The sequence below is a fragment of the Pseudanabaena sp. 'Roaring Creek' genome (genome assembly GCF_001402795.1).
Taxonomy (GTDB): domain Bacteria; phylum Cyanobacteriota; class Cyanobacteriia; order Pseudanabaenales; family Pseudanabaenaceae; genus Pseudanabaena.
In genome coordinates, this window is sequence record NZ_LIRE01000241.1 from 1 (window position 1) to 23,758 (window position 23,758).

At 43.5% G+C, this 23,758-nt stretch carries 19 protein-coding genes, 1 pseudogene and 1 riboswitch; of the genes and pseudogenes, 12 read left to right on the forward strand and 8 right to left on the reverse strand.

Annotated elements, in window-relative coordinates:
* Nucleotides 1-151 (forward strand): transposase (locus AC805_RS08145; protein WP_156341348.1); only part of this gene is annotated, 151 nt, incomplete at its 5' end.
* A gap of 92 nt (nucleotides 152-243) precedes the next feature.
* Here AC805_RS08145 and AC805_RS08150 read toward each other — a convergent pair.
* Nucleotides 244-1,092, reverse strand: a complete 849-nt coding sequence (locus AC805_RS08150) for a bifunctional 2-polyprenyl-6-hydroxyphenol methylase/3-demethylubiquinol 3-O-methyltransferase UbiG (protein WP_055074963.1) — start codon at nucleotides 1,090-1,092, stop codon at nucleotides 244-246.
* Between the two features lie 160 nt (nucleotides 1,093-1,252).
* Between AC805_RS08150 and AC805_RS26755 the strand changes: the two genes are divergently transcribed.
* Nucleotides 1,253-1,396 carry a hypothetical protein gene (locus tag AC805_RS26755; RefSeq protein WP_156341349.1) on the forward strand — a complete coding sequence of 48 codons (144 nt, stop codon included), beginning with the start codon at nucleotides 1,253-1,255 and terminating at the stop codon, nucleotides 1,394-1,396.
* Here AC805_RS26755 and AC805_RS08155 read toward each other — a convergent pair.
* The gene (locus AC805_RS08155) at nucleotides 1,389-1,838 is read right to left on the reverse strand and encodes a hypothetical protein (protein WP_055074964.1); all 450 of its coding nucleotides are present in this window, start codon (nucleotides 1,836-1,838) and stop codon (nucleotides 1,389-1,391) included. The two genes, AC805_RS26755 and AC805_RS08155, sit on opposite strands and share 8 nt — an antisense overlap.
* 26 nt (nucleotides 1,839-1,864) lie before the next feature.
* A riboswitch (cobalamin riboswitch) is annotated at nucleotides 1,865-2,013 on the reverse strand.
* Nucleotides 2,014-2,188: 175 nt separating this feature from the next.
* On the opposite strand from AC805_RS08155, the gene AC805_RS08160 reads away from it, so the two are divergent.
* The 8 genes and pseudogenes from AC805_RS08160 to AC805_RS08195 all read left to right on the forward strand — a co-directional run bounded on the left by AC805_RS08160 (nucleotide 2,189) and on the right by AC805_RS08195 (nucleotide 12,168).
* Nucleotides 2,189-3,826 carry an ATP-binding protein gene (locus tag AC805_RS08160; RefSeq protein WP_231662508.1) on the forward strand — a complete coding sequence of 546 codons (1,638 nt, stop codon included), beginning with the start codon at nucleotides 2,189-2,191 and terminating at the stop codon, nucleotides 3,824-3,826.
* A gap of 24 nt (nucleotides 3,827-3,850) precedes the next feature.
* On the forward strand, nucleotides 3,851-4,444 hold the full coding sequence (locus AC805_RS08165; RefSeq protein WP_055074965.1) for a hypothetical protein: 594 nt from the start codon (nucleotides 3,851-3,853) through the stop codon (nucleotides 4,442-4,444).
* Between the two features lie 57 nt (nucleotides 4,445-4,501).
* On the forward strand, nucleotides 4,502-9,376 hold the full coding sequence (locus AC805_RS08170) for a WD40 repeat domain-containing protein (RefSeq protein ID WP_055074966.1): 4,875 nt from the start codon (nucleotides 4,502-4,504) through the stop codon (nucleotides 9,374-9,376).
* A 217-nt stretch (nucleotides 9,377-9,593) separates the two neighbouring features.
* Nucleotides 9,594-9,833 (forward strand): DUF433 domain-containing protein, encoded by a 240-nt coding sequence (locus AC805_RS08180; protein WP_055074968.1) that lies wholly within the window; start codon nucleotides 9,594-9,596, stop codon nucleotides 9,831-9,833.
* Nucleotides 9,830-10,012: a DUF5615 family PIN-like protein gene (locus AC805_RS24585; protein WP_072143560.1), complete on the forward strand. Its 183-nt coding sequence runs from the start codon at nucleotides 9,830-9,832 to the stop codon at nucleotides 10,010-10,012. Before AC805_RS08180 ends, AC805_RS24585 begins: the two co-directional genes overlap by 4 nt.
* 410 nt (nucleotides 10,013-10,422) lie before the next feature.
* Complete coding sequence (locus AC805_RS08185; protein WP_055074969.1) at nucleotides 10,423-10,638, forward strand: DUF2281 domain-containing protein; 216 nt, start codon at nucleotides 10,423-10,425, stop codon at nucleotides 10,636-10,638.
* Nucleotides 10,625-10,972, forward strand: a complete 348-nt coding sequence (locus AC805_RS08190) for a type II toxin-antitoxin system PemK/MazF family toxin (protein ID WP_055074970.1) — start codon at nucleotides 10,625-10,627, stop codon at nucleotides 10,970-10,972. Before AC805_RS08185 ends, AC805_RS08190 begins: the two co-directional genes overlap by 14 nt.
* Before the next feature lie 86 nt (nucleotides 10,973-11,058).
* A pseudogene (locus AC805_RS08195) lies at nucleotides 11,059-12,168 on the forward strand (S-(hydroxymethyl)glutathione dehydrogenase/class III alcohol dehydrogenase).
* Between the two features lie 31 nt (nucleotides 12,169-12,199).
* On the opposite strand, the gene AC805_RS08200 reads toward AC805_RS08195, so the two are convergent.
* Together AC805_RS08200 and AC805_RS08205 are read right to left on the reverse strand one after the other, a co-directional pair.
* A complete protein-coding gene (locus AC805_RS08200; protein WP_055074971.1) occupies nucleotides 12,200-12,841 on the reverse strand; it encodes a Uma2 family endonuclease in 642 nt (213 codons plus the stop codon).
* 122 nt (nucleotides 12,842-12,963) lie between these two features.
* Nucleotides 12,964-13,566 (reverse strand): superoxide dismutase, encoded by a 603-nt coding sequence (locus AC805_RS08205; RefSeq protein ID WP_055074972.1) that lies wholly within the window; start codon nucleotides 13,564-13,566, stop codon nucleotides 12,964-12,966.
* Nucleotides 13,567-13,743: 177 nt separating this feature from the next.
* Between AC805_RS08205 and msrB the strand changes: the two genes are divergently transcribed.
* Nucleotides 13,744-14,274, forward strand: coding sequence for a peptide-methionine (R)-S-oxide reductase MsrB (msrB, locus tag AC805_RS08210; protein WP_055074973.1), 531 nt, complete (start codon nucleotides 13,744-13,746; stop codon nucleotides 14,272-14,274).
* 209 nt (nucleotides 14,275-14,483) lie between these two features.
* Here msrB and AC805_RS08215 read toward each other — a convergent pair whose 3' ends face one another.
* Together AC805_RS08215 and dnaN are read right to left on the reverse strand one after the other, a co-directional pair.
* On the reverse strand, nucleotides 14,484-16,511 hold the full coding sequence (locus AC805_RS08215; protein ID WP_055074974.1) for a DUF3769 domain-containing protein: 2,028 nt from the start codon (nucleotides 16,509-16,511) through the stop codon (nucleotides 14,484-14,486).
* Between the two features lie 210 nt (nucleotides 16,512-16,721).
* The gene (gene dnaN, locus AC805_RS08220) at nucleotides 16,722-17,876 is read right to left on the reverse strand and encodes a DNA polymerase III subunit beta (RefSeq protein WP_055074975.1); all 1,155 of its coding nucleotides are present in this window, start codon (nucleotides 17,874-17,876) and stop codon (nucleotides 16,722-16,724) included.
* Between the two features lie 1,140 nt (nucleotides 17,877-19,016).
* Here dnaN and AC805_RS08225 point away from each other — a divergent pair.
* Nucleotides 19,017-19,724: a photosystem II repair protein Psb32 gene (locus tag AC805_RS08225; RefSeq protein ID WP_055074976.1), complete on the forward strand. Its 708-nt coding sequence runs from the start codon at nucleotides 19,017-19,019 to the stop codon at nucleotides 19,722-19,724.
* An 81-nt stretch (nucleotides 19,725-19,805) separates the two neighbouring features.
* On the opposite strand, the gene AC805_RS08230 is transcribed toward AC805_RS08225, so the two are convergent.
* Entirely contained in the window at nucleotides 19,806-22,403 is a 2,598-nt protein-coding gene (locus tag AC805_RS08230) for a hypothetical protein (protein WP_055074977.1), read from the reverse strand.
* A gap of 545 nt (nucleotides 22,404-22,948) precedes the next feature.
* A complete protein-coding gene (locus AC805_RS08235) occupies nucleotides 22,949-23,440 on the reverse strand; it encodes a DUF4079 domain-containing protein (protein WP_055074978.1) in 492 nt (163 codons plus the stop codon).
* Nucleotides 23,441-23,758 lie beyond the last annotated feature (318 nt).

Here is a 23,758-nt window from a genome sequence, read left to right on the forward strand (position 1 = left end):
TGTCCAACAAAAGCGCTGGGTGGTTGAACGTACTTTTGCTTGGTTTTCTCGCTTTCGGCGTTTGACAAGAGAGTACGAACTTTTACCTGAAACTTCTGAGGCTTTTTTCTATGTCGGCATGATTCACATTCTCCTCAAACGCCTCGCTTAACTTCTCAAACACGCTCTTACTTATAGGATAAATCAACAGCCCAAAGATGAGAGGCGGCGCGAAGCGCCGCCTCTCATCTTTGGGCTTCGTTGCTATAGCTTTTGCCAAAGTTGAATCTCATAGCAGAGATGCTTGTGAAAAAGAGTCGAGGCATTAAGCCCTTCCGTAATCAAGTTTTTGATTGACTTGCCAAAGAAGTAACGCATAACTTTATAGATCGGTGGAACTGCGATCGCGATTAGATTGCCGATATATTTCAGGGTCGAAACGCCAAAGGTTTGGAAGCTTTGCACGCAGATATCCAAAGTTGGAGCAATATGTGCCGAAATATCATCGGTCTTGACTAACTTAAATCCCGCCTTCTCCATTGATTTATGCAGATCGGCATTAATCAGACAGTTAGAGAACATTCCTTCCTTATATTCAGGATCTTTCCGTAACATATCTGCTAACAGCACATAACTGCCAGATTTCACCACCACAGCCGAACCTTCTGCGATCATTTCTGGCGACATATATTGAGTGCTTTCGCTAAATAGAATTAGATCGTAGGTAAGTTGTGTGGAATACTTTTGCGGCGCTTGCACAAATTCTTGAAAGGTATCAATATGGAATAAAGCTTTTCCCTTGGTACGTTCCAAGAAATTAGCTTGTTGAAGTGGATCGGGAGCAAGTCCCTCAACTTGTAAACCTTTCTCAATCATCGCTACAGCATTATCTCCATTGCCACAACCAACATCTAATACGGAATGAATATCGGTGGGAAGGAAAGCGAGAAGATGGGTCGCGTAGGCTTCTTGAGCTACACGCAACTTGGTAACCGTCAACTCATCTGTGGGAGATGGAATTGGTTCCCAATAACCATAGTGAAGATAGGAAGAGCCTGTCAAATCTCGGTAATATTGCAGTGCAGCGTTTTGGTAGCGAATTACATTGTTCATAGATTAGTAAATATAGCAGTTTTCGCTATGGGCTGTACTAAGTCCAAAGGACGAACGGCGCAAAGCTCCGCCCGTCCTTATCTAATACCAATTCACGAAAGTGTGACAACACTTTCGTGAATTACAGCGCTTTGCGCTCAAACCCAAGCCAAGGAAATTCATGAAAGCCTTGCTAAGCAAGGCTTTCATGAATTTCCTTGTGATTCGTTTGATCGATAATTGCTGTAAACACCAAACTCAGTCAGGTTATACCCATTCCCAAAATGGCGTTGCCATTTTGGGAATGGGTATAACCCTCATTTAGGGTATGTTTCTAAGCAAGGCTGAAACTCTTCCCAACGTCGGTTAACCTGCTCAAAACAATCGGGGGGAAAGATTTTCAGATTTTGGAAAAGATTGATTTCGAGATGCTGCTCCATCTTCATCAGGAGAACAATCTCTTTGTCTGGGGCATAATTCCCAACGGCTTGCACAAGAATAGCGATCAATTCTTGATCGAGAGAAAAAGCTTGAATTGAAGAGATTAATTCTTGTTCAGCAACAAATTGAGATTTGAATTGGGTAACTTCTAAGCCTGTGTTACTAGGAGCGATCGCATTGCGATCGACATCACAAAACACGACTCCTCGACCATGCTGCAAAAAGCCTTGCCATGCCGCATAGCCGATCATCATTAGGTTTGCGTGAATAAAGCTTTTTTGCCAATAGCCAAAATTGCCTTGCCAATCACTATCTTTTAACTTCATCTATTACCTCGTAGATGTAGATTTATGGATTTGAAATGAGCTTCGGCGGGCGTTCTGACTTTTTCTGCTTTTCAACAGAAAATCACAGTTGCGGGACAGCGTTGGATTTGCACCAATCTTTCCCCATTACTTTTAGTGACTGCTCCTCACTAAAACCGAAAGCTGAAGTCAAAGTATAACATCTATGGCGATTAGCAATTTTTCATAGGCAGGTTTTAAAAGTACAAAATGGCTCTGTCATTTTGTACTTTTAAAACCCTTACTGGGTTTGGTTTTTAATTCACAAAAGTGTTAGCACACTCTCGTGAATTGGTATTACATCCGCTATATTAGGATAGGCGGCACTTGATATGGTTCATCCTCATCCTATAAATCCGACTATGGATCTCGAACTTTCGCGATTTTATAAGGCTTGCAACCCGACGCATCCTCTCGATTCGGGAAATGAAGAGGATCGGAGTTATTATGTCGATCTTTCAGCAGTGCGCGGAGCAAGACTGATTGAGAGCATGGTACGCACGATCGCGCGGATTGCTCCCGATGAGGCGACTTGCCAATTATTTACTGGGCATATCGGCTGTGGCAAGTCAACGGAGCTTTTGCGGTTGAAATATTTACTGGAGCAGCAAAATTTTCATGTAGTTTATTTTGAATGCGATCGCCAGTTGGAACTGAGTGATGTTGATGTTAGTGATGTGCTGTTAGCGATCGTGGGACAAATCAGTGCCAGTTTAGACAAACAAGAAATAAATATCTTTCCATCCTATTTCAAAAAATTATTTGACGAACTCAAAGACATTAAAGATATTCAATCCCTGTTAAAAAATTCAGTAGATTTGAGTAAAACTTTCAAACTATCAGAAGGAATTGCCGCGCTAATTTCTCAGGCAAAAGACAGTCCATCTCTGCGCCGCCAAATGCACGAACGGTTAGAAGCACGGACTAACAACATCATTAATTCGATCAACGAAGAGTTGCTCGCTCCTGCAAAGGAAAAGCTCAAGCAAAGGGGAGTGAGAGGATTAGTGGTCATTGTCGATAATCTAGATCGCATCGAAAATCGTCTCGATCCTAAAGAGCAGTCACGGGCTGGATATTTGTTTGTCGAACGGGGCGATCAATTGCGCAAGTTAGATTGCCATATGATCTATACAGTTCCTTTACGATTGACTTTTTCTAAAGATAGGGAAATTGTCAGGGATCGTTTTGGAACGGATATCAAAATCTTGCCAATGGTTCCAGTGAGATTCGCCAATGGAAGCATATGCGAAGAAGGTATGGCATTACTCCGAAGATTTGTGATGCTCAGGGCATTTCCCCATGCTGTTGATGGCTCTACCCAAACTGAGCTAATTAGTAAAGTATTTGAGAAACTGGAAATTCTAGATCGTTTATGTCAAGTCACTGGTGGGCATGTTCGTAATTTATTGCGTTTGCTATCTGCATGTCTACAGCAGGAAGATCCGCCAATTACCTTAGATTTGTTAGAAAGTATTATCAGCCAAGAGCGCAGTCAAAACACTAAAAATATAACCCCAGAGATTTGGGAACTAATTCAAAATGTCCGAAACCAAAAACGAGTTGGGGGCGAAGATAATTATGAGAAATTGATTAAAAGTTTTTTGGTATTTGAATATGAATATCAAAATGAAAGTTGGTTTGATATCAATCCCCTCGTGGTTGAAGATATCAATCTAAATGAGGAGTCCAATCAATCCGAGACCCAAAATATTCAAGGCTTGGAAGAATTTGTTGATGCCACAATTGTTAATGCTTTAAATCAATCGTCTCATCAATATGAAGAATATCTCTCCCAGCGTGATTATAATAAGGCATCTAATCTGGCAAACCAAATCTATGAAATGTGTAATGATATAGCAGCAACGTTAGATCCTGAGAAGCAAGGACAAATATATACCAAGGTGGCAGCTTTATCGTCGTATTGGAAATTAAGCCGCGATTTGTATAAGGGAATAGCTTTAAACTAAACTATAGATTGAGAACTTCATTTTATGAGCCAGCAACCTATGATGCCCTCGAGCGATATTATCACCCTTGCAGGTTCAGTCTTACAGGGGATTAAAGAAGCAAAATCATTGGTAGATAAAATTCCTGTATCACTTTTTCTACCTGCTGGTCGTAGCAATGTTGAGGCTTTACAAAAAAAGGTGGCTAGTCTAGAACAGTCAGTTACAGTTGGGTTTCCTAAAATGGCACAACTGATTCGTTCTTATTCGGCGCTAATTTCTGAGATAAAAGTCTCCAAAGCCTTAGCAGATAAAATGTCGGAGTTAACAATTCTTGCACCTCGATTAACGGAAATAGACATAATCGTATCTGGATTTATCAATCAATTAGAAAACAACCATGGAAGGATTAGTACCAGTATTAGTCAACTATCAAGCCCTGATGTTTCAGAAAGAGGAATGGTTGATGTCAAGCTTGCCAATGTGAGAGATACCTTGCGAGATCTTAAAAATCTCGATAAAACTGATTTGAAAATGATGAAACAATATTTCGATCGCATATCTACAGATTACGCTGATGTTGAAGGCTCTTTGTCTCGTCTATTAGAAAAGATCTTAACTGGCTTTGAAGTTCGTTAGTTTGGATCTGTCTTGCATTAGTCTTGCATTGGTCTTGCATTAGTAAGGAACAAAACAATGAGTGTTACTGATGTTAATCAAAAATCTTTAAAGAGGTTGGCGCGCATTATCCAGCTAGCGCAAGGGTTTTCATTGTCGATCGCTTTATGTAACTATCGCGTATTGCAGGAGCGCGTATTGCAAGACTTGCGATCGCAATTAGCCGAAAATAATTTGCCAGAAACAGCGATCGCCATACTTGAACTGCAACCTGATACTAAAACTTTGCTAGCACCGATTCAGGAATTGATGGACAAGGTGCATCGATTGCCAACTGAGCAGAAACCCAAGGTATTAATGGTATTGGGGTTAGATGCGGTTACGGAAATTGAAGTAGTTCTGAAATCAGCAAATCGGGTGCGGGAGGAATTTGCCAATTGTTTGGAATTTCCGATGGTACTGTGGATGAACGATCGCACTCAGGATATTTTGACTCGTGAGGCAAGCGATCTGGCGAACTGGACGACAGCAGGAGCGATCGCCTTTCAGCTTGGGGTAGAAGAACTAAAGGAGTTAGTACGAGAATCAACGGAGGCAATGTTCGCGCTCTTTCACGACATTGATAAACGAGAAACGGCTCTCAGTACAGAAACCTCCCCTAGTTCGCAACATTTTGAACTGATGTCAGCGATCGCTGAACTGGAAAATCAAGAGAGCGAGATCGCTCCAGAATTACGAGCCAACCTAAATTTTGCCTTTGGATGCATTGCTTTCACCAATAGGGAAATCGCAAAAGCGAAAGAATTTTTAAAAAAATGCTCGGCAATTTTTGCAGTTCGAGATCGACTCAAGCAGGCTATTTGTCAGTTGCAATTGGGGATGTGCGAGTTCGGGCTCGCCTTTAGCGATCGCTACCACAAGCATCCCTTTTATGAATCTGCGAGGGAATATTTTGCCCAAAGTATTGACTTATTCCGTCAATTGGATCGTTGGGATTTGGTAGCAATATATATTAATTTTTTGACGGTGACAATGGAAGAATTGCAGAGTGAGGGGCTAGAAACTCTCGCTCGCGAAGCTTTAGCGCTGAGGCAAATCTACCCCAATCAATTGAGAGAAGCCCACGATCTCGCCATGTTATCCTCAGTCAAACTCGCAGCAAAGGACTATCGCGCTGCAAAAGAGTTTGCCGAATCAGCTTTAGCGCTCTATCGCGAAGGGGAAGCGTTGAAGTTATCGAATTTAACTTTTTCCCAACGCTATGGCTATGGAAAGTATGAAGTCTGGTTAGCAAGGGCTTTGGAGGGATTGGGCGATCGCCAAGGGGCGATCGCGAGATTAGAGGGCGTAAAAGCTAGCTGGCGGCATCAGTACGACGCTCAGATCTACGTGTCGGTTTTAAGAGAATTGCGATCGCTCTATACCGCCGCAGGTCGATACCTAGAAGCCTTTGAAACCAAACAACATCAGCGATCGGTGGAGCAGCAGTATGGACTACGCGCTTTTATTGGTGCAGGTACGCTGAATCCTAAACGAGAAGGAAATAATCCCGATCCCTATACGAATGTAGCGCCGCCACCCGATGAGATCGCTCAAGAGATTGAGGCTTCGGGTAGAATGCCAGATGTGAAGAACTTGGTCGATCGCATCGGTCAGGCGCGATTTCCCTTGACTGTAGTGCATGGGGATTCGGGGGCGGGGAAAAGTTCGATTTTGAGTGGTGGGGTGATTCCTGCTTTAAGATTCAGGGAAAGCTTTGATGGGCGCAGGGTTTTAGTTTTAGCCGTCAATACCTATAAGGATTGGAGTGGTGAAATTCGGCGGCAGTTACAGAATTATTTTCCCAATCGCGATCGCGATATCGATCCGATTCATCATTTCAAGCGGAATATTGATGAGAATTATTTGACGGTATTGATATTCGATCAGTTTGAGGATTTCTTTTTTAAGAAGGAAGATTTTCGCGATCGCCTGCCGTTTTATAAGTTCCTTAAGGCTTGCTTGCATACGGATTTCGTGCGGGTGGTGCTGTCTCTGCGGGAGGACTATCTGCATTATTTATTGGAATGCGATCGCGCGGTAGATCTAGAAAAAGTAGAAAACGACATTCTCGGCAAGCAGATTCGTTACTATTTGGGGGACTTTACGCAGGATCAGGCGCGACAGGTAATCGAGGCTTTGACTAAGCGATCGCAGTTACGTTTGGAGCCTGAGTTAATCGATCGCCTTGTGACGGATTTGAGTGGTGAGCAGTTGCGGATTTTGCCGATTGAGTTGCAGGTGGTGGGGGCGCAGTTGGAGTCAGAGAATCCTCCTATTTCTACGCTTCAGCAATATCTGGCTCTGACTAGCAGTGATATGGCTTCGCGCCGACCATATCACAATAATTCTGAGAGTAGGGGACGTAAGCCAAGTGAGGTGTTGGTGGAGCGGTGGTTAGAAAATGTGGTGCGGGATTGTGGGGTAGCGAATAAGGATTTGGCGGAGAGGGTGTTGTATGCGTTGACGGGGAATGAGGAGAAGCGTCCACAAAAGACGCAAGCGGAACTTGCGGCGGAGTTGTTGGGGGTGGGATCTGATAATGGTTTTCGATCCCCCCCAGCCCCCCTTAAAAAGGGGGGAGAAGAGTTAAGCCAAGTCTCCCTTGTGAGGCATGGAGAGTTAAGCCAAGTCCCCCTTTTTAAGGGGATCGAACCTCTCAACGAAGCAGAAAATCTCTCGCTAGTGCTGGCGGTTCTGGTTGGTTCGGGGCTTGCTTTTCGGGTGAGTAGTTCGCCTGATGACCGTTTTCAGTTGATTCATGATTATTTGGTTAGCTTTATTCGCAAAAAATATGTCTTCGGTATGGCGGAAGAGTTGCGGATGACCAAAGAACAGTTGCGATCGGCTTTAGTTGAGAAAGATAACGCCTTAGCAGAGAAAGATAAAGAACTCCAACGTGCTGAAATTGCCGAAATCGAAGCTTTAAGTATTTCCTGCGAAGCTTATTGGCTTGCCCATAAGGAGCTAGACGCGATGGTGGCAGGATTAAGAGCAGCAAGGCGCATCTTCGATCCTAATATCCGCAAGATTATTCCTAACTATATTGAGGGGAGAACCTTTGGGCGATTCTGGGAAGTCATCTATAACATTCGCGAAGCTAATCGGCTTGAAGGTCATAGCAATGGAGTTAGGAGCGTTGCCTTTTCTCCTGATGGTAAAATCATCGCATCTGGCAGTTTTGACAACTCTATCAAGCTATGGAATCTTGAAGGAAAAGAACTGCAGACGCTGACGGGACATAGTAATGGGGTTAGGAGCGTTGCCTTTTCTCCCGATGGCAAAACCATCGCATCTGGTAGTTTTGACAAATCCATCAAATTATGGAATCTCGAAGGGAAAGAGCTACGGACGCTGACAGGACATAGCAATGCGGTTTTGAGCATTGCTTTTTCTCCAAATGGCAAAACTATTGCATCTAGCAGTTCTGACAAAACAATCAAATTATGGAATCTCGAAGGAAAAGAACTACAGATGCTAAATGTGCATAGTACAGTTTTGAGCGTTACCTTTTCTCCTGATGGTAAAATCATCGCATCTGGCAGTTCTGACAAAACGATCAAATTATGGAATCTTGAAGGTAAAGAACTACAGACGCTAACTGGTCATAGCAATGACGTTTTGAGCGTTGCCTTTTCTCCTGATGGTAAAACTATCGCATCTGGCAGTGATGATAATTCCATCAAGCTATGGAATCTTGAAGGTAAAGAACTGCAGACGCTGACTGGGCATAGCAATAAGGTTAGGAGTGTTGCCTTTTCTCCAGATGGCAAAACTATTGCATCTAGCGGTTTTGACAAATCTATCAAATTATGGAATCTTGAAGGTAAAGAACTACAGACGCTGACTGGGCATAGCAACAGGGTTAGGAGCATTACCTTTTCTCCAGATGGCAAAACCATTGCATCTGGCAGTTCTGACAAATCCATAAAGTTATGGAATCTTGAAGGCAAAGAAATACAGATGTTCAGAGGTCATAGCAATGATGTTAGGAGCGTTGCCATTTCTCCTGATGGCAAAACTATCGTATCTGGCAGTTCTGATAACTCCATAAAGTTATGGAATCGCGAAGGTAAAGAAGTACGGATGCTGACGGGTCATAGCAGTGGGATTAATAGCGTTGCCTTTTCTCCTGATGGAAAAACCATCGCCTCTGGTAGTTATGACAAATCCATCAAATTATGGAATCTTGAAGGGAAAGAACTACGGACGCTTATTGGGCATGGCAATGCGGTTTTGAGCGTTGCCTTTTCTCCTGATGGCAAAACTATCGCATCTGGCAGTGATGATAACTCCATAAAGTTATGGAATCTTGAAGGTAAAGAAATACAGATGTTCAAAGGGCATAGCAATGGGGTTAGGATCGTTGCCTTTTCTCCTGATGGCAAAACTATCGCATCTGGCAGTTCTGACAAAACTATTAAATTATGGGATATCGAAGGAAAAGAACTGCGGACACTCACGGGGCATAGCAGTGGGGTTAATAGCATTGTCTTTTCTCTTGATGGTAAAATCATCGCCTCTGGTAGTTATGATAAAACCATCAAATTATGGGATATCGAAGGGAAAGAAATACAGACATTCACAGGGCATAGTAGTGAGGTTAATAGCGTTACCTTTTCTCCTGATGGCAAAACTATCGCCTCTGGTAGTTATGACAAATCCATTAAATTATGGAATCTCGATGGTAAAGAACTACAGACATTGACCAATCATAGCAATGGGGTTTGGAGTATCACCTTTTCTCCCGATGGTAAAACCATCGCATCTGGTAGTTATAACAACGCCATCAATATATGGGATTTAGATCCAGAGTTAGCAATTTCTGAAGCCTGCGATTGGCTTCGTCCATACCTCACCAATAACCCCAATGTTTCTGAAAGCGACAGACAACTTTTAGAAAGTAAAAAGTAGAAAGGAAAAAGGAAAAAATTTGGATTGATTATTTCGTTCCTTAGGGGCGTAGCATTTGCGCCATAATCTTGAAAACCAGCAGATAATCCCAATCCGCAAATGCTGCGCCCATTCCACAATATCTAGTTTATTAGCGAATGGAATATAATTATTAAACCAAGCATTTAACTGCGATCGCAATTTCCATCTATGCAAACATTGACTCAGGAGATAAATAATGAACACCAGCTTACATGATTCCATTACTATCGATACTGAAATTCAACATGGCAAACCAGTCCTCAAAGGAACACGCATCCCCATTGCGATTATCATTGGCTCCCTCGCTGGAGGCATGAGCTACGAAGAAGTCATGCAAGAATACGCAGTTACCCAACAGCAGATCCTTACATCCCTAGCATACTTCGCAGAGATTCTAAACTATGAAACCATCTATCCAATGGAGAAAGCAAGTTGAGCATTAGATTCCTGATTGATGAAGATTGCCCCTTAAGTTTAGAAACATTACTCAATAGCAAAGGTCATGACACCATTCATGTGAAAACCTCTAGGCTAAGTGGCACAAAAGATCCTGAACTAAAGGAAAAAGTAGAAAGGAAAAAGGAAAAAATTTGCATTGATTATTCCGTCACGTAGGGGCGTAGCATTTGCGCCACAATCTCGAACACTGACAGATAGCCCCAATCCGCAAATGCTACGCCCTCTTCGCCTTCACCGATCGCCTATCTCTGCTTGACCTCACCACCTTCAGCGATCGCTTTTCCCTACATTACAAGATTAAGGGCAAAGTATTCCCAAAACAAGGCGATCGCAAAAATTGATAGATTACTGCGGGAATGCTTTGCCCCTACAGTTCTTTCTATTTGAGATTTCGTTACCTAAACGGTCAGATATCTACACCTTGATAACATTTGTCTATGAATTTATTACCCCATTTTTATTTTTTAGCAGATGGGCTACACTAATATCAACAGATGTAAGTCAAATTTTATTAGATATATTGCAGATGAAATGGATATAGCCAAATTCAAAATGAGATAAAAACAATGAATACTACAATTACAATTGAACAAAGATTACTAGAAAAAATTCGCAACCTGTCATCTGACAAAATTACAGAAGTAGAAGACTTTATCGACTTTCTCTATCAACGTCAAACCAACTCTGAGCAGAATCTAGTCATGACTGCTGCCAAACGCTCAGAAGCCAGCTTCTCAAAAGTATGGGACAACCCCGAAGATGCAGAATATGACAACCTATAACTTTGGAGATGTGCTTTTAGTTCCATTCCCCTTCACCGATCAAACCACCACGAAAAAACGCCCGACAATCGTTATCAGTTCAGATAGCTACAATCAGTCAAAACCAGACATACTCCTAATCGCCGTCACCAGCCAAGTCAAAACACCATTGCAGCTTGGTGAAACGCTCATAACTGAATGGTCAAAAGCAGGGCTATTAAAATCTTCAGTGATTAAGCCCATCATTACCACCCTTGAGAAACAGCTTGTCATTAAAAGACTTGGCAAATTAGAGGTTGTGGATGTACAGGCATTGCAAAGCTCATTACAACAAATTATTGAAATCGGCAGATAAACATTTGGTGTAAAACAACTAAAAGGCGATCGCGATATAATTTCAAATACATCGTCAGCCATAAACTCAGGGACATCATAAGATTCATGGACGTAAAAGCCGCAGTCGCCTTCGCCGCAGGACAACCCCTCAAAATCGAGACCGTCCAACTAGATCCCCCCAGAGCAGGGGAAGTCCTCGTCGAGATCAAAGCCACAGGAGTCTGTCACACCGACGCATTCACCCTCTCAGGAGCCGACCCCGAAGGACTATTTCCCGCCATCCTCGGACATGAAGGCGCAGGTATCGTCGTCGAAGTCGGCGCAGGTGTCACCTCCCTCAAAGCAGGCGATCGCGTCATTCCCCTCTACACCCCCGAATGTCGCAACTGCTCCTACTGCCTCAGTGGTAAAACCAATCTCTGCCAAGCAATCCGCGTCACCCAAGGACAAGGCTTAATGCCCGATGGAACCAGTCGCTTCTCCATCAATGGCGAAAAAATCCATCACTATATGGGAACCTCCACCTTTGCAAACTACACCGTTCTCCCAGAAATCGCCCTAGCAAAAATCCGCGATGATGCCCCCTTCGAGAAAGTCTGCTACATCGGCTGTGGCGTAACCACAGGCATCGGCGCAGTAATTAACACCGCTAAAGTCGAAGTTGGTTCCAATGTCGTGATCTTTGGTCTAGGAGGCATCGGCTTAAACGTAATCCAAGCCTGTCGCATGGTCGGCGCAAACATGATCGTCGGCGTAGACATTAATCCCAAAAAACGCGCCCTCGCCGAAAAAATGGGCATGACCCATTTTGTGAATCCCTTAGAAGTAGAAGGCGATCTCGTTCCCTATCTCGTCGATCTCACTAAAGGCGGCGCAGACTACTCCTTTGAATGCATCGGCAGAACCCAAACCATGCGTCAAGCCCTCGAATGCTGCCATAAAGGTTGGGGTGTCAGCGTCATCGTCGGTGTCGCAGGCGCAGGACAAGAAATCAGCACCCGTCCATTCCAATTAGTCACAGGTCGCGTTTGGAAAGGCACAGCCTTTGGTGGCGCAAAGGGACGGACTGACGTTCCTAAGATTGTCGATTGGTATATGTAAGGCAAAATTGATATTGATAGCCTAATTACGAACGTAATGCCGATTGAGGAGATCAATGAGGCTTTCGATATGATGCACAGAGGCGATGCCATTCGCACTGTACTAACGTTTTAAGAGATAGAAGATAGTGGCGTGCCACTATCTTCTATCTAAACTGTTCCATTAACCATGCAGTCGTTGCTGACTGATTTTCCTGCCGACTGCGTTGCAGCGCTTGCTCCAAGATTTCCAACTTCAGTCCCGACAATACTAGCGATTCCCGAATCCGCCGAGTACTACCATCGATCGCAATTGTAAAAGCAAAAATTTGCATAGTCTGAACATTCACAATCCAATATTCTGAAATACCGAGTTCCTCATATTGCAAGCGTTTTGTGCCTAAGTCATCGGAGATAGAGGTATCTGATATTTCAATAACAAGATCGGGTAATGGGTATTGATCTAAATCAATGATTCGGGTTCCCCAAGATATGACATCGGCTTTGTCACCAATGTAGTAAGATGCATCAGGCTGAAATTCTGTATGTCCTTTTTTGCGATAGGAGCAGCCATCATGTCCATTGATTGGTATATTTCGCAAAGCTGCAAATACACCAACACTCAAAATAATAGTCATGTGATCTTTGGAATGATCGGAGCCTGTGGACATATTTTCCAACCTCATCTCGCCGTTGTAATAGTAACTTTTCAGCTTGCTAGAGTCTGGGGCATCGGCAATATTAACAAATTCTTCCCAAGGCATAGCTAGCCAAGTATCTAGGGGCGTTTTGGTTTGCAGTAGGGGCATGGTATTCACCGAGAGACGCAAATAGGCGATCGCTTATGCTTTATTTTACATTGCCCCAACAAAAAGAGAAGCCTCGCGATGCGAGGCTTCTCTTTTACAATAGCGCTATGCAAGGTTTATAACTAGGCAGCCGCGAAGTTAGCCGCAACAAAATCCCAGTTGATTAGCTTTTCGACGAAATTAGCCATGAAGTTAGGACGGCTATTTTGGAAGTCGAGGTAATAGGCATGTTCCCAAACATCCATTGTCAATAAAGGAACTTGACCTTCGTGGATGAGAGGATTTTCAGCGTTAGGGGTTTTGGTGATTTTCAATGTACCGCCTTCAGCCACAAGCCATGCCCAACCGCTACCAAATTGAGTAGCACCAGCATTTTTAAATTCGGTTTTAAAGTTATCTAAGCTGCCAAAGCTAGCATTGATAGCATCTAACAAAGCACCCGTAGGAGCGCCACCACCAGCAGGCTTGATCCCATTCCAGTAGAAGGTGTGGTTCCAAACCTGAGCGGCGTTATTGAAGATTCCAGCTTTGCCTTCTTTGTAGCTAATCTTGATAATTTCCTCTAGGGACTTATCAGCAAGATCGGTATCCTTAATCAAGTTGTTGAGGTTATCAACATACGCTTTGTGGTGCTTGCCATAGTGAAATGATAGAGTTTCAGCAGACATACCAGAAGCCGCAAGAGCATCTTGGGGGTAGGGTAAAGATGGGAGTTCAAATGCCATTGTTGTTTAACCTTTTAAAGTTTGAAGTGATTTCTCAGCTTTAAGTATTGTTACAATTATAAACTAGATTGTAAATCGTAGTGGCTGTTACAACTTTAAATTCAGCAGTTGTTAATCCAACACTTAATCCAATCCTAAGGGTTGCAACGTAAGTAATACAAACCACTAAATTTAACCATGAAGAAGAGAAATTTTTTGCTCACTGGAGCCGCTGTCGTTGGTGGTTCATGGCTATTACAGTTTTGGCGATCGCCATCAACCAATACGGCGATCGCCGTAGACACAAATTCACCCGATCAATTCAATCAAGCAACTAAAAGATACAAAATCATGAAAACCGAAGAAGAATGGAAACAAATCCTCACGCCAGAGCAATTTAAAGTTTTGCGGAAGCATGGCACCGAGCGAGCCTTTACTAGCCCCCTAGATAAGGAATATAGCAAAGGTAATTATAATTGTGCTGGCTGCGATCTGCCCCTATTTACCTCTGACACAAAGTTTAATAGCCATACAGGTTGGCCGAGCTTTTTTGCACCCATCGAAGGAGCAATTGGTACTACCGTCGATAATTCATTATTCATGCAAAGGGTTGAAGTCCATTGCAGTCGATGTGGCGGTCATTTGGGGCATGTCTTTAATGATGGTCCTAATCCCACTGGACAAAGATACTGCATGAATGGAGTTTCTCTAAAATTCGTTCCTGCCTAAAAAAACGTCAGTTCGAGTTAAGCTGACAAATTTTAAAAGCCCAAAAGTAAAAGCCTTGCGTAGCAAGGCTTTTACTTTTGGGTTTTGAGAAAGGTTTTGCTACGCAAAACCTTTCTCAAAACCCGTTTCAAATTATCCCGAATTCACAAAAAGCAAAAGATGAGTGGTGGCGCGAAGCGCCGCCACTTATCTTTTGGGCTTTTTATTTACTAGTTACGCTGTTCTATTCCATTTTGAATAGTCGTCACATTATCGGGAGGACGAGTCCAGTTAAAATCACTAATCCGTAAGAGGAATTCCCCTAACCCCTGATTGGGATTGTATCGTATCAGTACAGAATAGGTACGCCTTGCATATTCGAGAGAATATACCGAATCAAATAGGTTGCCACTATCCAAACTCCAACTTTGTTGAATGCCAAAGCGAAGTGGTCCATAAATTTGCTGTACGATTCCAGCGGTAAGCGATCTGTTATCCGCAACGCGATCAAACAGGAAGGGCGATTTACCACTAGAGAAGGCTTGGGTGTAGCTTAAGGTTAAACCAGTATAGTCAAGAAAATCTTTGGCAAAATTACCAACTTCCGCAGCTAAACCAATAGTTCCATACAAAACTGCTTGATTAGCTCCATTGGAATAGAGAGAATTGACACCTTGGGCAGTCACGAAAGCATCTAACCTCGGCACGATAGGCTTTGGAGAGAAGCGCAATCCCGTTTCTTTTTCGGCTGGCAACGCTTCGCCCCGATAAAGGGGAAAAGCACGACTGAGCACGACAGCACTTTGCAATCGGATTAGGGAACCAATCGTACTGGGTTGGATATCGTCACGCACGGCTCCCACCAACTGAGCTGCGACTTGATAGTTAAAGGAAATTTGGGAATCTCCTAAAGTATAGGTAGGGGATATCAAGGTACTCCCAAGAATATTGTTCACATCCTGATATCCCAACGAGCCATTGTAAACGCGATCGCGAAAGGCGTATTGAGACACCAAGGTATGATTGCCAAACACAGGAACCTGATGGCTGACATTAAACCGTAATAAAGAATCGATTTTAGAAAAGTTCAACCCTGAGAAACTGGCTCGCGCCGACAGAGTTTGTCCATCATCAAAAGCGCCATTTAAGGTCGCCACAATCCCCAAAATATCAAACCCTGAAAATCCGCTTTGGCTAGAGAAAGCCCGTTGTAGGAGTAATTGTGGGGATACCTGCAAGCTTAAATTAGGCTGGGTAATGACATCAAAACTTTGCTGGTAATAGATCCCATCGCGATCGCGTTTATCAAATCCCACTAGCGCAGGAGCAAAGCGTTGAAAGCGATCGAGGATAATACTATTAACGGGTAATGGCAAAGAAAAGCCCTGATCAAAAACAATCTTGGGCGATTCGAGTTCGAGGCGGTTTTGAGTTGGAGAAATCGGAGTCAGAGTCGCTTTGCTTGTTACCAATTCGAGTTCTGGAGGGGTAAAGGGATCGTTAGTAACCCGTAAGTTTTCCGCAGTCCAATTATCTCCGTCGATAATTAACCGCTCGGCAATAAAGCCAATGCGCCGCACTCTTCCTTCATTCGCATCCCCAGTCCCCCCAACGGATACCGTCACTGAGTTAGTCGCCACATCCGCAGGCGATCGCGAAACTTCTGAACTTTGTAAATTCCCAAGATCGACAGCTCCTGAAGCCTTGAGTAATTCGCCCTTAACATTACCGTAATTATACGTAAGCTTAGTACCGCGAAGCCTTTGATCGCCTCTGGTAAAAAATACATTACCTTCAGCGATAACCTCCTGAGTTTTCGTATCGAGGCGAACGCGATCGGCCTTCAGCTCTGATTTTTTGTAATTAATTACCACATTGCCTTCAGCCAAAAACACCTGTGTATTTACGTCATACTCTTGGCGATCGCTCACCACATTCAACTTGTCACCTACTCGCGGTGGCAGAGTCGGACGTGGTTTATCCCTAGGCTTGGGCTTAGGCAGACTATTGGGTTTGATAGGACCTGCTTGAGCAATTAGGGTCGAGTTAATTTGCTGGGCAAGCGAATTAGGATCGGGCAGGGTATCAAAAAAAAGCTGCAACTGCGATCGCACCTCTGTTGGCAATTCAACAGGCAATCTGGCAATGCGGAGATCGAGCGTTGGCAGTGGTGACAACGTCTGATTAAAGTTAGCCCGTCTCACCTCAGCTTGGGAGTGAGGTGGCAGTTGAGTTGAAGGCGGTGGTAAGAAGTCCATACTCAACTAAGTTTACAGGATTTTTATCTGCGATATAGCTGTCGCTTGTAAAGTTAAGACATAAAACTGAGAAAGTAAAGGTGGGGCTTTAACTTAGTATTCCCCAAAGATGAGTGGCGGCGCAAAGCGCCGCCACTCATCTTTGGGGTTTTATATTCTAGCTATCTCTTACAATGCGCTGCTATTCTCTTCTTGGGTGATATCGTAAATCTAGTTACGTATCTGTACAGGCATAAGCAGATAGGTCATTTTAGTTGCGCCGATAGGCACAAGCACCGCAGGACTAGTCGGGTTATTCATCTGAATTTGAATTTCATTGCTTGGCAAAGCCTTTAAGCCATCCAGCAGATATTTAACATTAAAGGCAATTTCTACATCCTCACCCGACACTTGGGCAGGTAAAGATTCTCTCCCTGCGGCAACATCAGGAGCCTCAACGGACAAAGAAATCTCTTGCCCAGTAGAATCAACAGAGATTTTAACAATATTATTTTTTTGGTCAGCCAGTACCGCAATGCGTTCTAGGGCAGATAGGAATAATTTGCGCTCTAAGGTAACTTGGCGATCGAATCGGCTGGGTATCAATTGCCGATAGTTGGGATAAGTACCATCCAACAAACGAGAAATGAGGATTTGATTAGCACTCTGGAAAATCATATTGGCGCGATCAAATTTAACGGCGATCGCTCCCTCGGTTTGCTGATTGAGCATTCGCTCTAGCTCCCGCAAAGCCCTTGCAGGAATGGTTACTTCCAAATTAGTCGTGACAGTATCCTCGGTCACAGGAGGCTCATCCGCATCTAAAAACCCTGTCTGTACCACGGCAAGTCGATGCCCATCGGTAGCCGCAAACTCAAGGCGATCGGCATTAGCCGTCAGATGTACCCCCGTCAAAATCCGCTTCGTCTCATCAGCGGAAGTCGCAAACAAGGTGGAAGAAAGCCCGCTTAACATCGCCTCTACGGGCAGATAGGTGGTTTCGCCATCTTCGCCAATTTGCGGTAGTTCGGGAAACTCTTCCACGGGCAAGCCATGCATTTGGTAGCGTCCTGAACCACAGACAATCGAAACCATCGTATTGTCCTTATCGACATTGATGGTAATGTCTTCATCGGGCAACCGCGAAACGATATCGTTGAGCAACTTTGCAGGCAGCGTAATCGATCCCGCCTCTACTACTTGGGCGGGGAAAGAAACCTGAATCCCTAGATTGAGGTCGAAGGCAGTCATGCCAAGGCTTTGGGTTAAACTGTCCGCATCTAAACGGATATTAGCCAAGATCGGGTGGGTTGGACGAGATGCGACCGCACGACCGACAAGGGCAAGATTAGCAGCGAGTTGGTTTTGGGGGCAGACTAGTCGCATAGTTTATACAGAGGAATTTTTAACGTGAGATAGGGGGATGGGAGACTAAAACTAGATTTTGAATAACTTCTGTATTCTCTTGTATTCTCTGACCAATGGAAGAATCTAGTTTTGGATTTTAAGACTGGGAACTGGAGTTTTAGAGTTTAGATTTGCCCAAAGGGTTAATTCTGGCAAGTGCCAAATCGCACCAAATTGGTTAATCGTTTGGTTAACCGTATTTTGCACTTGCTATCTAGATAACTTGACATTGGCAGAAAAAACTAAATTAAAACTAAATTACTTAAAGTGAGTTTTTTAAATTTTGAGGATTCTGGAGATTTTAAACTCTCTTGGGAAATGTATTGGAGAATACTTTACGCATAGCTTCGGCAAACGAGCTCAAAAAACGAGCTAAAAATAAAACTTTTAAACTTGTTTAAACTTAATTTTTCAATAGGAGCTTTTTAGTTTTTAGTTTTTTGATTTGTGGAAGCCAATCATAACATCGTTAGCAATTTTTGTATTGCCAAAATTAATTTTTGTTTTTCATTTTTTTTTCACTCGATCTAATTATTACTCTTTAAAGAAATAAAAAATCTTTAATAGTAGTAGTAGGGGCTGTGGAAAATGTGGAAAACCCAAAGAAAAGTATATTCAGCAAGTCTTTTAAGATTTTCCACCTGTGGAAAACCCTGTGGAAAAAATGGCTAGTTTTCCACAGGGTATAAATACCTAGTAAAAGTTTTCCACATTTATTTAAAAGTTTTCCCCAGATATTGCCTGTTTTTCCACAGATGAATTAGAGTTTTCCACAGGTTTTCCACAGGCAAACTATCAAGATCTAATGTTATCCACAGATAAATAATGCATATTTTTATAAAAAAATCATTTGAGGGCTGCTTAAAAAAAATTAATAATAATTTGATAATAAGAATTTATGGCGAGTAAAAACCATCTGCTTGTTTGTGGATTTCGTCGGGAGATCCCGATCGCGGCATTAGCGATCGGGGCTTAGGGTTGAGAAGAAATGAAATTTTACTTGTGTTTTTTGATGACTACCTTTTCGATTGATATAGTGTTGAAAATGGAAATAAATGGACTTGGTTTAAAAAATAGTTTTAAAAATAGGTTAAAAATTTTGTGATTAATGTGATTAAAATGCTGCTTAAAAATTTATTTAGTCGCCTATTTTTGGGGACGATCGCCTTAGCCCTTGGCTTTAATTTATTCACTGGTAATGTCTTCGCTTTGCAGGTGTCGGATATTCCTGACTTAGCAGAGATCCAAAAACTAACTGAGCAGACATGGGTAATTGATGATTCGGAGGTATTAAGTGCGCTCACTAAAAGTGCGATCGCTGGTAAAGCTGAAAAAATAGCTGAAGCAACAGGAATTGAAGTGCATGTGCTAGCCATCCAACGGATCGATCTCGGTCAACCTGCTTCAGAGTTTGCAGCGGAGCTATTTGATAAATGGTTTCCAACGGATGCTGAGAAATCCAATCAAGTGTTGCTATTTATGGCGACGGAAGATCACCGTACAGCGATTCAGACTGGGGCTAAGGTCAAAGAAGTTTTGCCCGATAGTATTGCTAATAGTATCGCGGATGAGACGATGCTCTATCCCGCCCGTAAGTCAAACTATAACCAAGCCGTGAATGAAGGCTTTGCGCGTCTGGAAATAGTGTTAAAGGGGAATCCTGATCCAGGGGCTCCTCTGTTAGCAGTAGAAGAAACTGAGACGAGCAACTATGCAACCAGAGAAGAGACGGAGGCGAGTTCGTCGAATGTGGTGGTGATTATTTTGCTGATTTTGGCAACTTTGTTGCCCATGGCAACCTACTATTGGTTACAAAGTCAACCATAAGGTTTCCATACGTCAACCAGAGAAAGACAAGTGGCGGCGCGAAGCGCCGCCACTTGTCTTTTGGATTTGCAATCACTTTATCTATTGCTCTTCAAAATTGATGTCTTGGGCGAGGTTGGGAGGAGTGACTGCGCGAGTAACTCGAACTTTGTGACTTTCCCTTTGGGTTTGAGCTTCGATCGCGATCGCTTCAAAGGCAACATCAATGCTACTGAGAGGAATCGAGATATGCGTGCGGGTTTCGATAAACTCGGTATTCGGAACTACGCTAAAGTCCAACAACCAGCGAGGACCATCGACAATTATGCGGGTCTGTAAATCTTTAATCCAGAACTTCACAAAGAACTTGGTGGTGAGTACGGGTAAACGCACGGTGATCAGCATTGGTGTACCTGAGATGATTTCCCCAGCAGGAATGAGGAGTTCGGGGATCGGAATCGGTTCCTGTTCTGAAAAGCTTTGTGGAGAAGATTCTTGGATGTTACGGATAGTTTTAGCCGTTTCCGTTAGGGCGTAAGCACTGGCATTGGAGCCAGACAATCCACCCACAGGGAAAGCATTGGGATCGGTGGTTTCTTCCCAAACATATTCATTGAGGATTAGATCGGATTCAAAATCCAGAAGGCGATCAAGCTGTACGTCAAGTTCGCGATCTAATTCCGCCAGACTTGTGGATTCGGAGATCGTTCGGATTCGATCGGGATTATCGAGATCGATGGACGCAGCCGTATTTTCCAGCGGTTCATTTATGGGTAATGGATCGCTGGTATAGGTATCGAGTAATAGCTCCTCAGTGCGTTGGCTAGCTTTTTGGGCAGCGATCGCATCAGCAGATAGTGTTTGCAGCTTATTGAGAAAACGATGGTTTGTCTGCTGGGGAGGGAGATCTTTAATGAGGGGTAGTTGACTATTGCCCACATTACCCAAGGATGTCTCTAGTCTTGGTTGTTCGAGTAATTCTTCGTAGTTTTGGGGGAGATCTTCTTCAAAACTGTAATACAACTCAGGTTCTTTATCATTGAGAAGCGGACGATTTTGGCGATCGCTACCATCAATAATGCCGATATTGGTTAGCTCAAAACTGGTCAGATCGGATTTGGAATCTATTTGATCAGGGGGAGCCTCTACCTGTGGAAAACTGTGAGGAAGATCCTCGTCAATGGTGGAACTGGAGTCACTAAAATTTTGATCTGTTGCTTGAGATCGCAGTTGGGGTAAAGGAGGTAATGACAAGGCATTAGCAGGGCGTTGTGGCTCTCCCTGAGTGGCTTTGGGCTTATTAGAAGGCAAAGGTGGCAAACTAAGGAAATTGTTAGACTTAGTTTTTGGAGATGGCGGGGTAGGTTGATTTTCAGGTGCGAGGGATGCCTGTGGAAAACTCTGGGGAATCTGTGGGTAACTAGGATCATCATTGCCCGATGCCGTTAGTTGTAAATAATCCTGAGAGTTATTTTCGGAATTCTGTTTTTGAGCTTCTTTAATTAGTTCTGGAAGAACTCTTGATGCGGGATAGGAAACCGCGATCGCCTGTTGGCAAACAAATAGCTCCTGATCGAGCAAGCCCTGATCGAGCAAGCCCTGATCGCGTAAGCCTTGATGTTGTTGAAAGCCCTGTTGGGGATGGATTTGTACTTCTCCAATCAGTACTTGAATTTCTGATGGTGGAGGAACTTGGATCTGGTATTTGAAGGGAATGGCTCCATTCACAGGATTGCGATCGCGAGAATCAGCGATCAAGTAGCGCTCACTGACTAAAACCTCAAGGGTTTGCGGATCTTTGAGGGTCACCTCAAGCTCGCCTTGAGTATAGATATCTCCAGTCAGGTTAAAGCTATTGTCCTCATTAATGATGTATTGAGGTTGTTTGAGGCGCAGTAAGATACGGGGGTGATGGGGAATGTCAGTTTGCGCGATGGGGGATAATTCTTGTGTGGTTGTCTTCTCTAGAGTAGACTCTACTTTAGAGCGAGCTCTTGAGCGATCGCCTAGACTGCCTTTTAATGGCAGTTTAGCTTGTGCAGAGTCTTCCCGCTCGTCCTCAAGTTCATTATCAGGTTCGTCATCAAGCTCGTCACCAAGCTCGTCATCATTAAACAGCGCAAACTCCTCAAACATTGATTGCACTAGTTCGGTCGATCGCTGCTCGGCAATATCGAGAATGGGGGAGCTATAACTGAGAGGAGTTGGTTCTGTTTGGATGATCCCCAATGCGTTGGTATGGGAGTTCTGGGGGATGTCCGTTGCTATTTCTAGAGCTTCTTCAGGATCGCTATATTGCCAATCAGAACCAGCTTCTGACGAGATTTGAATTACATCAAACTTGACTGTTTTTCTCCATGCAGGAGGAATATTGGTATTTACTGTTTCTGCATCAGTAGAATCGGGATTGGATTCCGTTGCTAAGCAATCAATTTGCCATTGTCCAGGAACAAAATTGGTGTAGGGCATCACGATCAGTAATCCATCGTGGCTGATGCGCTTTACAATTTTTTGTTGAAGTGGTTGATGGCGGACATCGGCGAGGGGGCGATAGGCGATCGCGATACCAACTAGTGCATTTGCTAAAGCAGAGCGTGCAGCAAGTCGGTACTGCCCTTCTAAAATCTCAACGGTGGGAGACTCTAGGGGCAACCAGGACTTGTCACCTTTGCGTTGTAGCAAAAATTCCCAGTTTTCCATATGTGGCGATCGCAGGATAAGTGTGCTTAATTATCGCAAATACTAACCCATATAGGCTGGTATAGCAATTGTCATCGAAGAGGCAATAGGTCAGATATCGGGCTATACGATTTGTCCTTAACCACTCTCCTACGGGAGAGGAGAATGTAAGAGAGATAATCTTTCTCCTCATCCCAAAGGTGAGATGTGGCGCGAAGGGCTGCTACTCACCTTTCACTCACCTTTTGTTTTTTGTCCTACAGCGCTTTGCGTTCAAATTCAAACCCAGAAAACTTTTGAAAGTCCTGTTTAGTGACATTTTCAAAAGTTTTTTGGTGGTTCTTTTGATCGAAAATTGCTGTAAGCAAAACTTGCATTGCTATATTCTTTTGCGGGAGGGCTGATACTAATTCACGAAAGTGTGATCACACTTCTAGATTCTCCAGAATCATTGGGGCGGCTCCGCCGCCCCAATGATTCTGGTTTTATATTTGGTACTTTATTAAATCGCAAGCCCCTTAAGAAATGGCTACGCCATTTCTTAATTTGGTATGAGATGTGGAGATTTAGATAGAAAGACCGAGCTTTAGCCCTAATAAAGCATGGGCGACTAAAAGTACGACGATCGCACTGCCGAGGTAAGCGTGGGCATTACGCAGTAAGGGTTGATTGCCTCCAAACCCAGTGAGCGAGATCGTGCCGTTGATGGCTAGTAAGGTCAATACTACGGAGCCCGTAAGGAAATGAGGGCTTTCTAGTAAAGGTTTTCCCTGCATCACCAAGGATAATAGTCCGCCCGTATATCCTGTTGCTAAGAAGACGGTCATTAGCGGCGCTACTTTGCGATGATCGGCTTTATTCTTAATGGCTACTTCATTGTCCGTTGTAGTGCGGCTGCGCCATCCTGAGATTGCTACAAACGATCCCATCGCAAAAATGACGATCGCCATAAACAAGGGATGACCCCAATGAGTTACCGAGGCGGGGATAGGCAGAGATTTGAACTGGTCGGCAATGGGCTGAATGGACTCAGTGAGTTTGTTGGCAAATTCATTCATAGACTTGAGATGGTTGAGTAGGGAAACTACAAAAAAATTTACATTTTTTAATATATTGTAGCTTTTATTTCATTGATTCAGTAGCTTGGCGCTACTAAATATAAAAATCCAAAATCTGTAGTGCACGCTGCGCGTGCGCTACAGATTTTGACTCTTAGCTACTTACGCTATAGCCACAGTCGCTTGACTTCGGAGAAATCAAAACCCAAGAATGGATGCGCGGTGCGCTGCACATTAATTCTTGGGTTTTATGTCTATACTTGGTGACAGCTATATATTGATATTGCGATCCTCGTGCAAGCAACAAAACAAACGAAG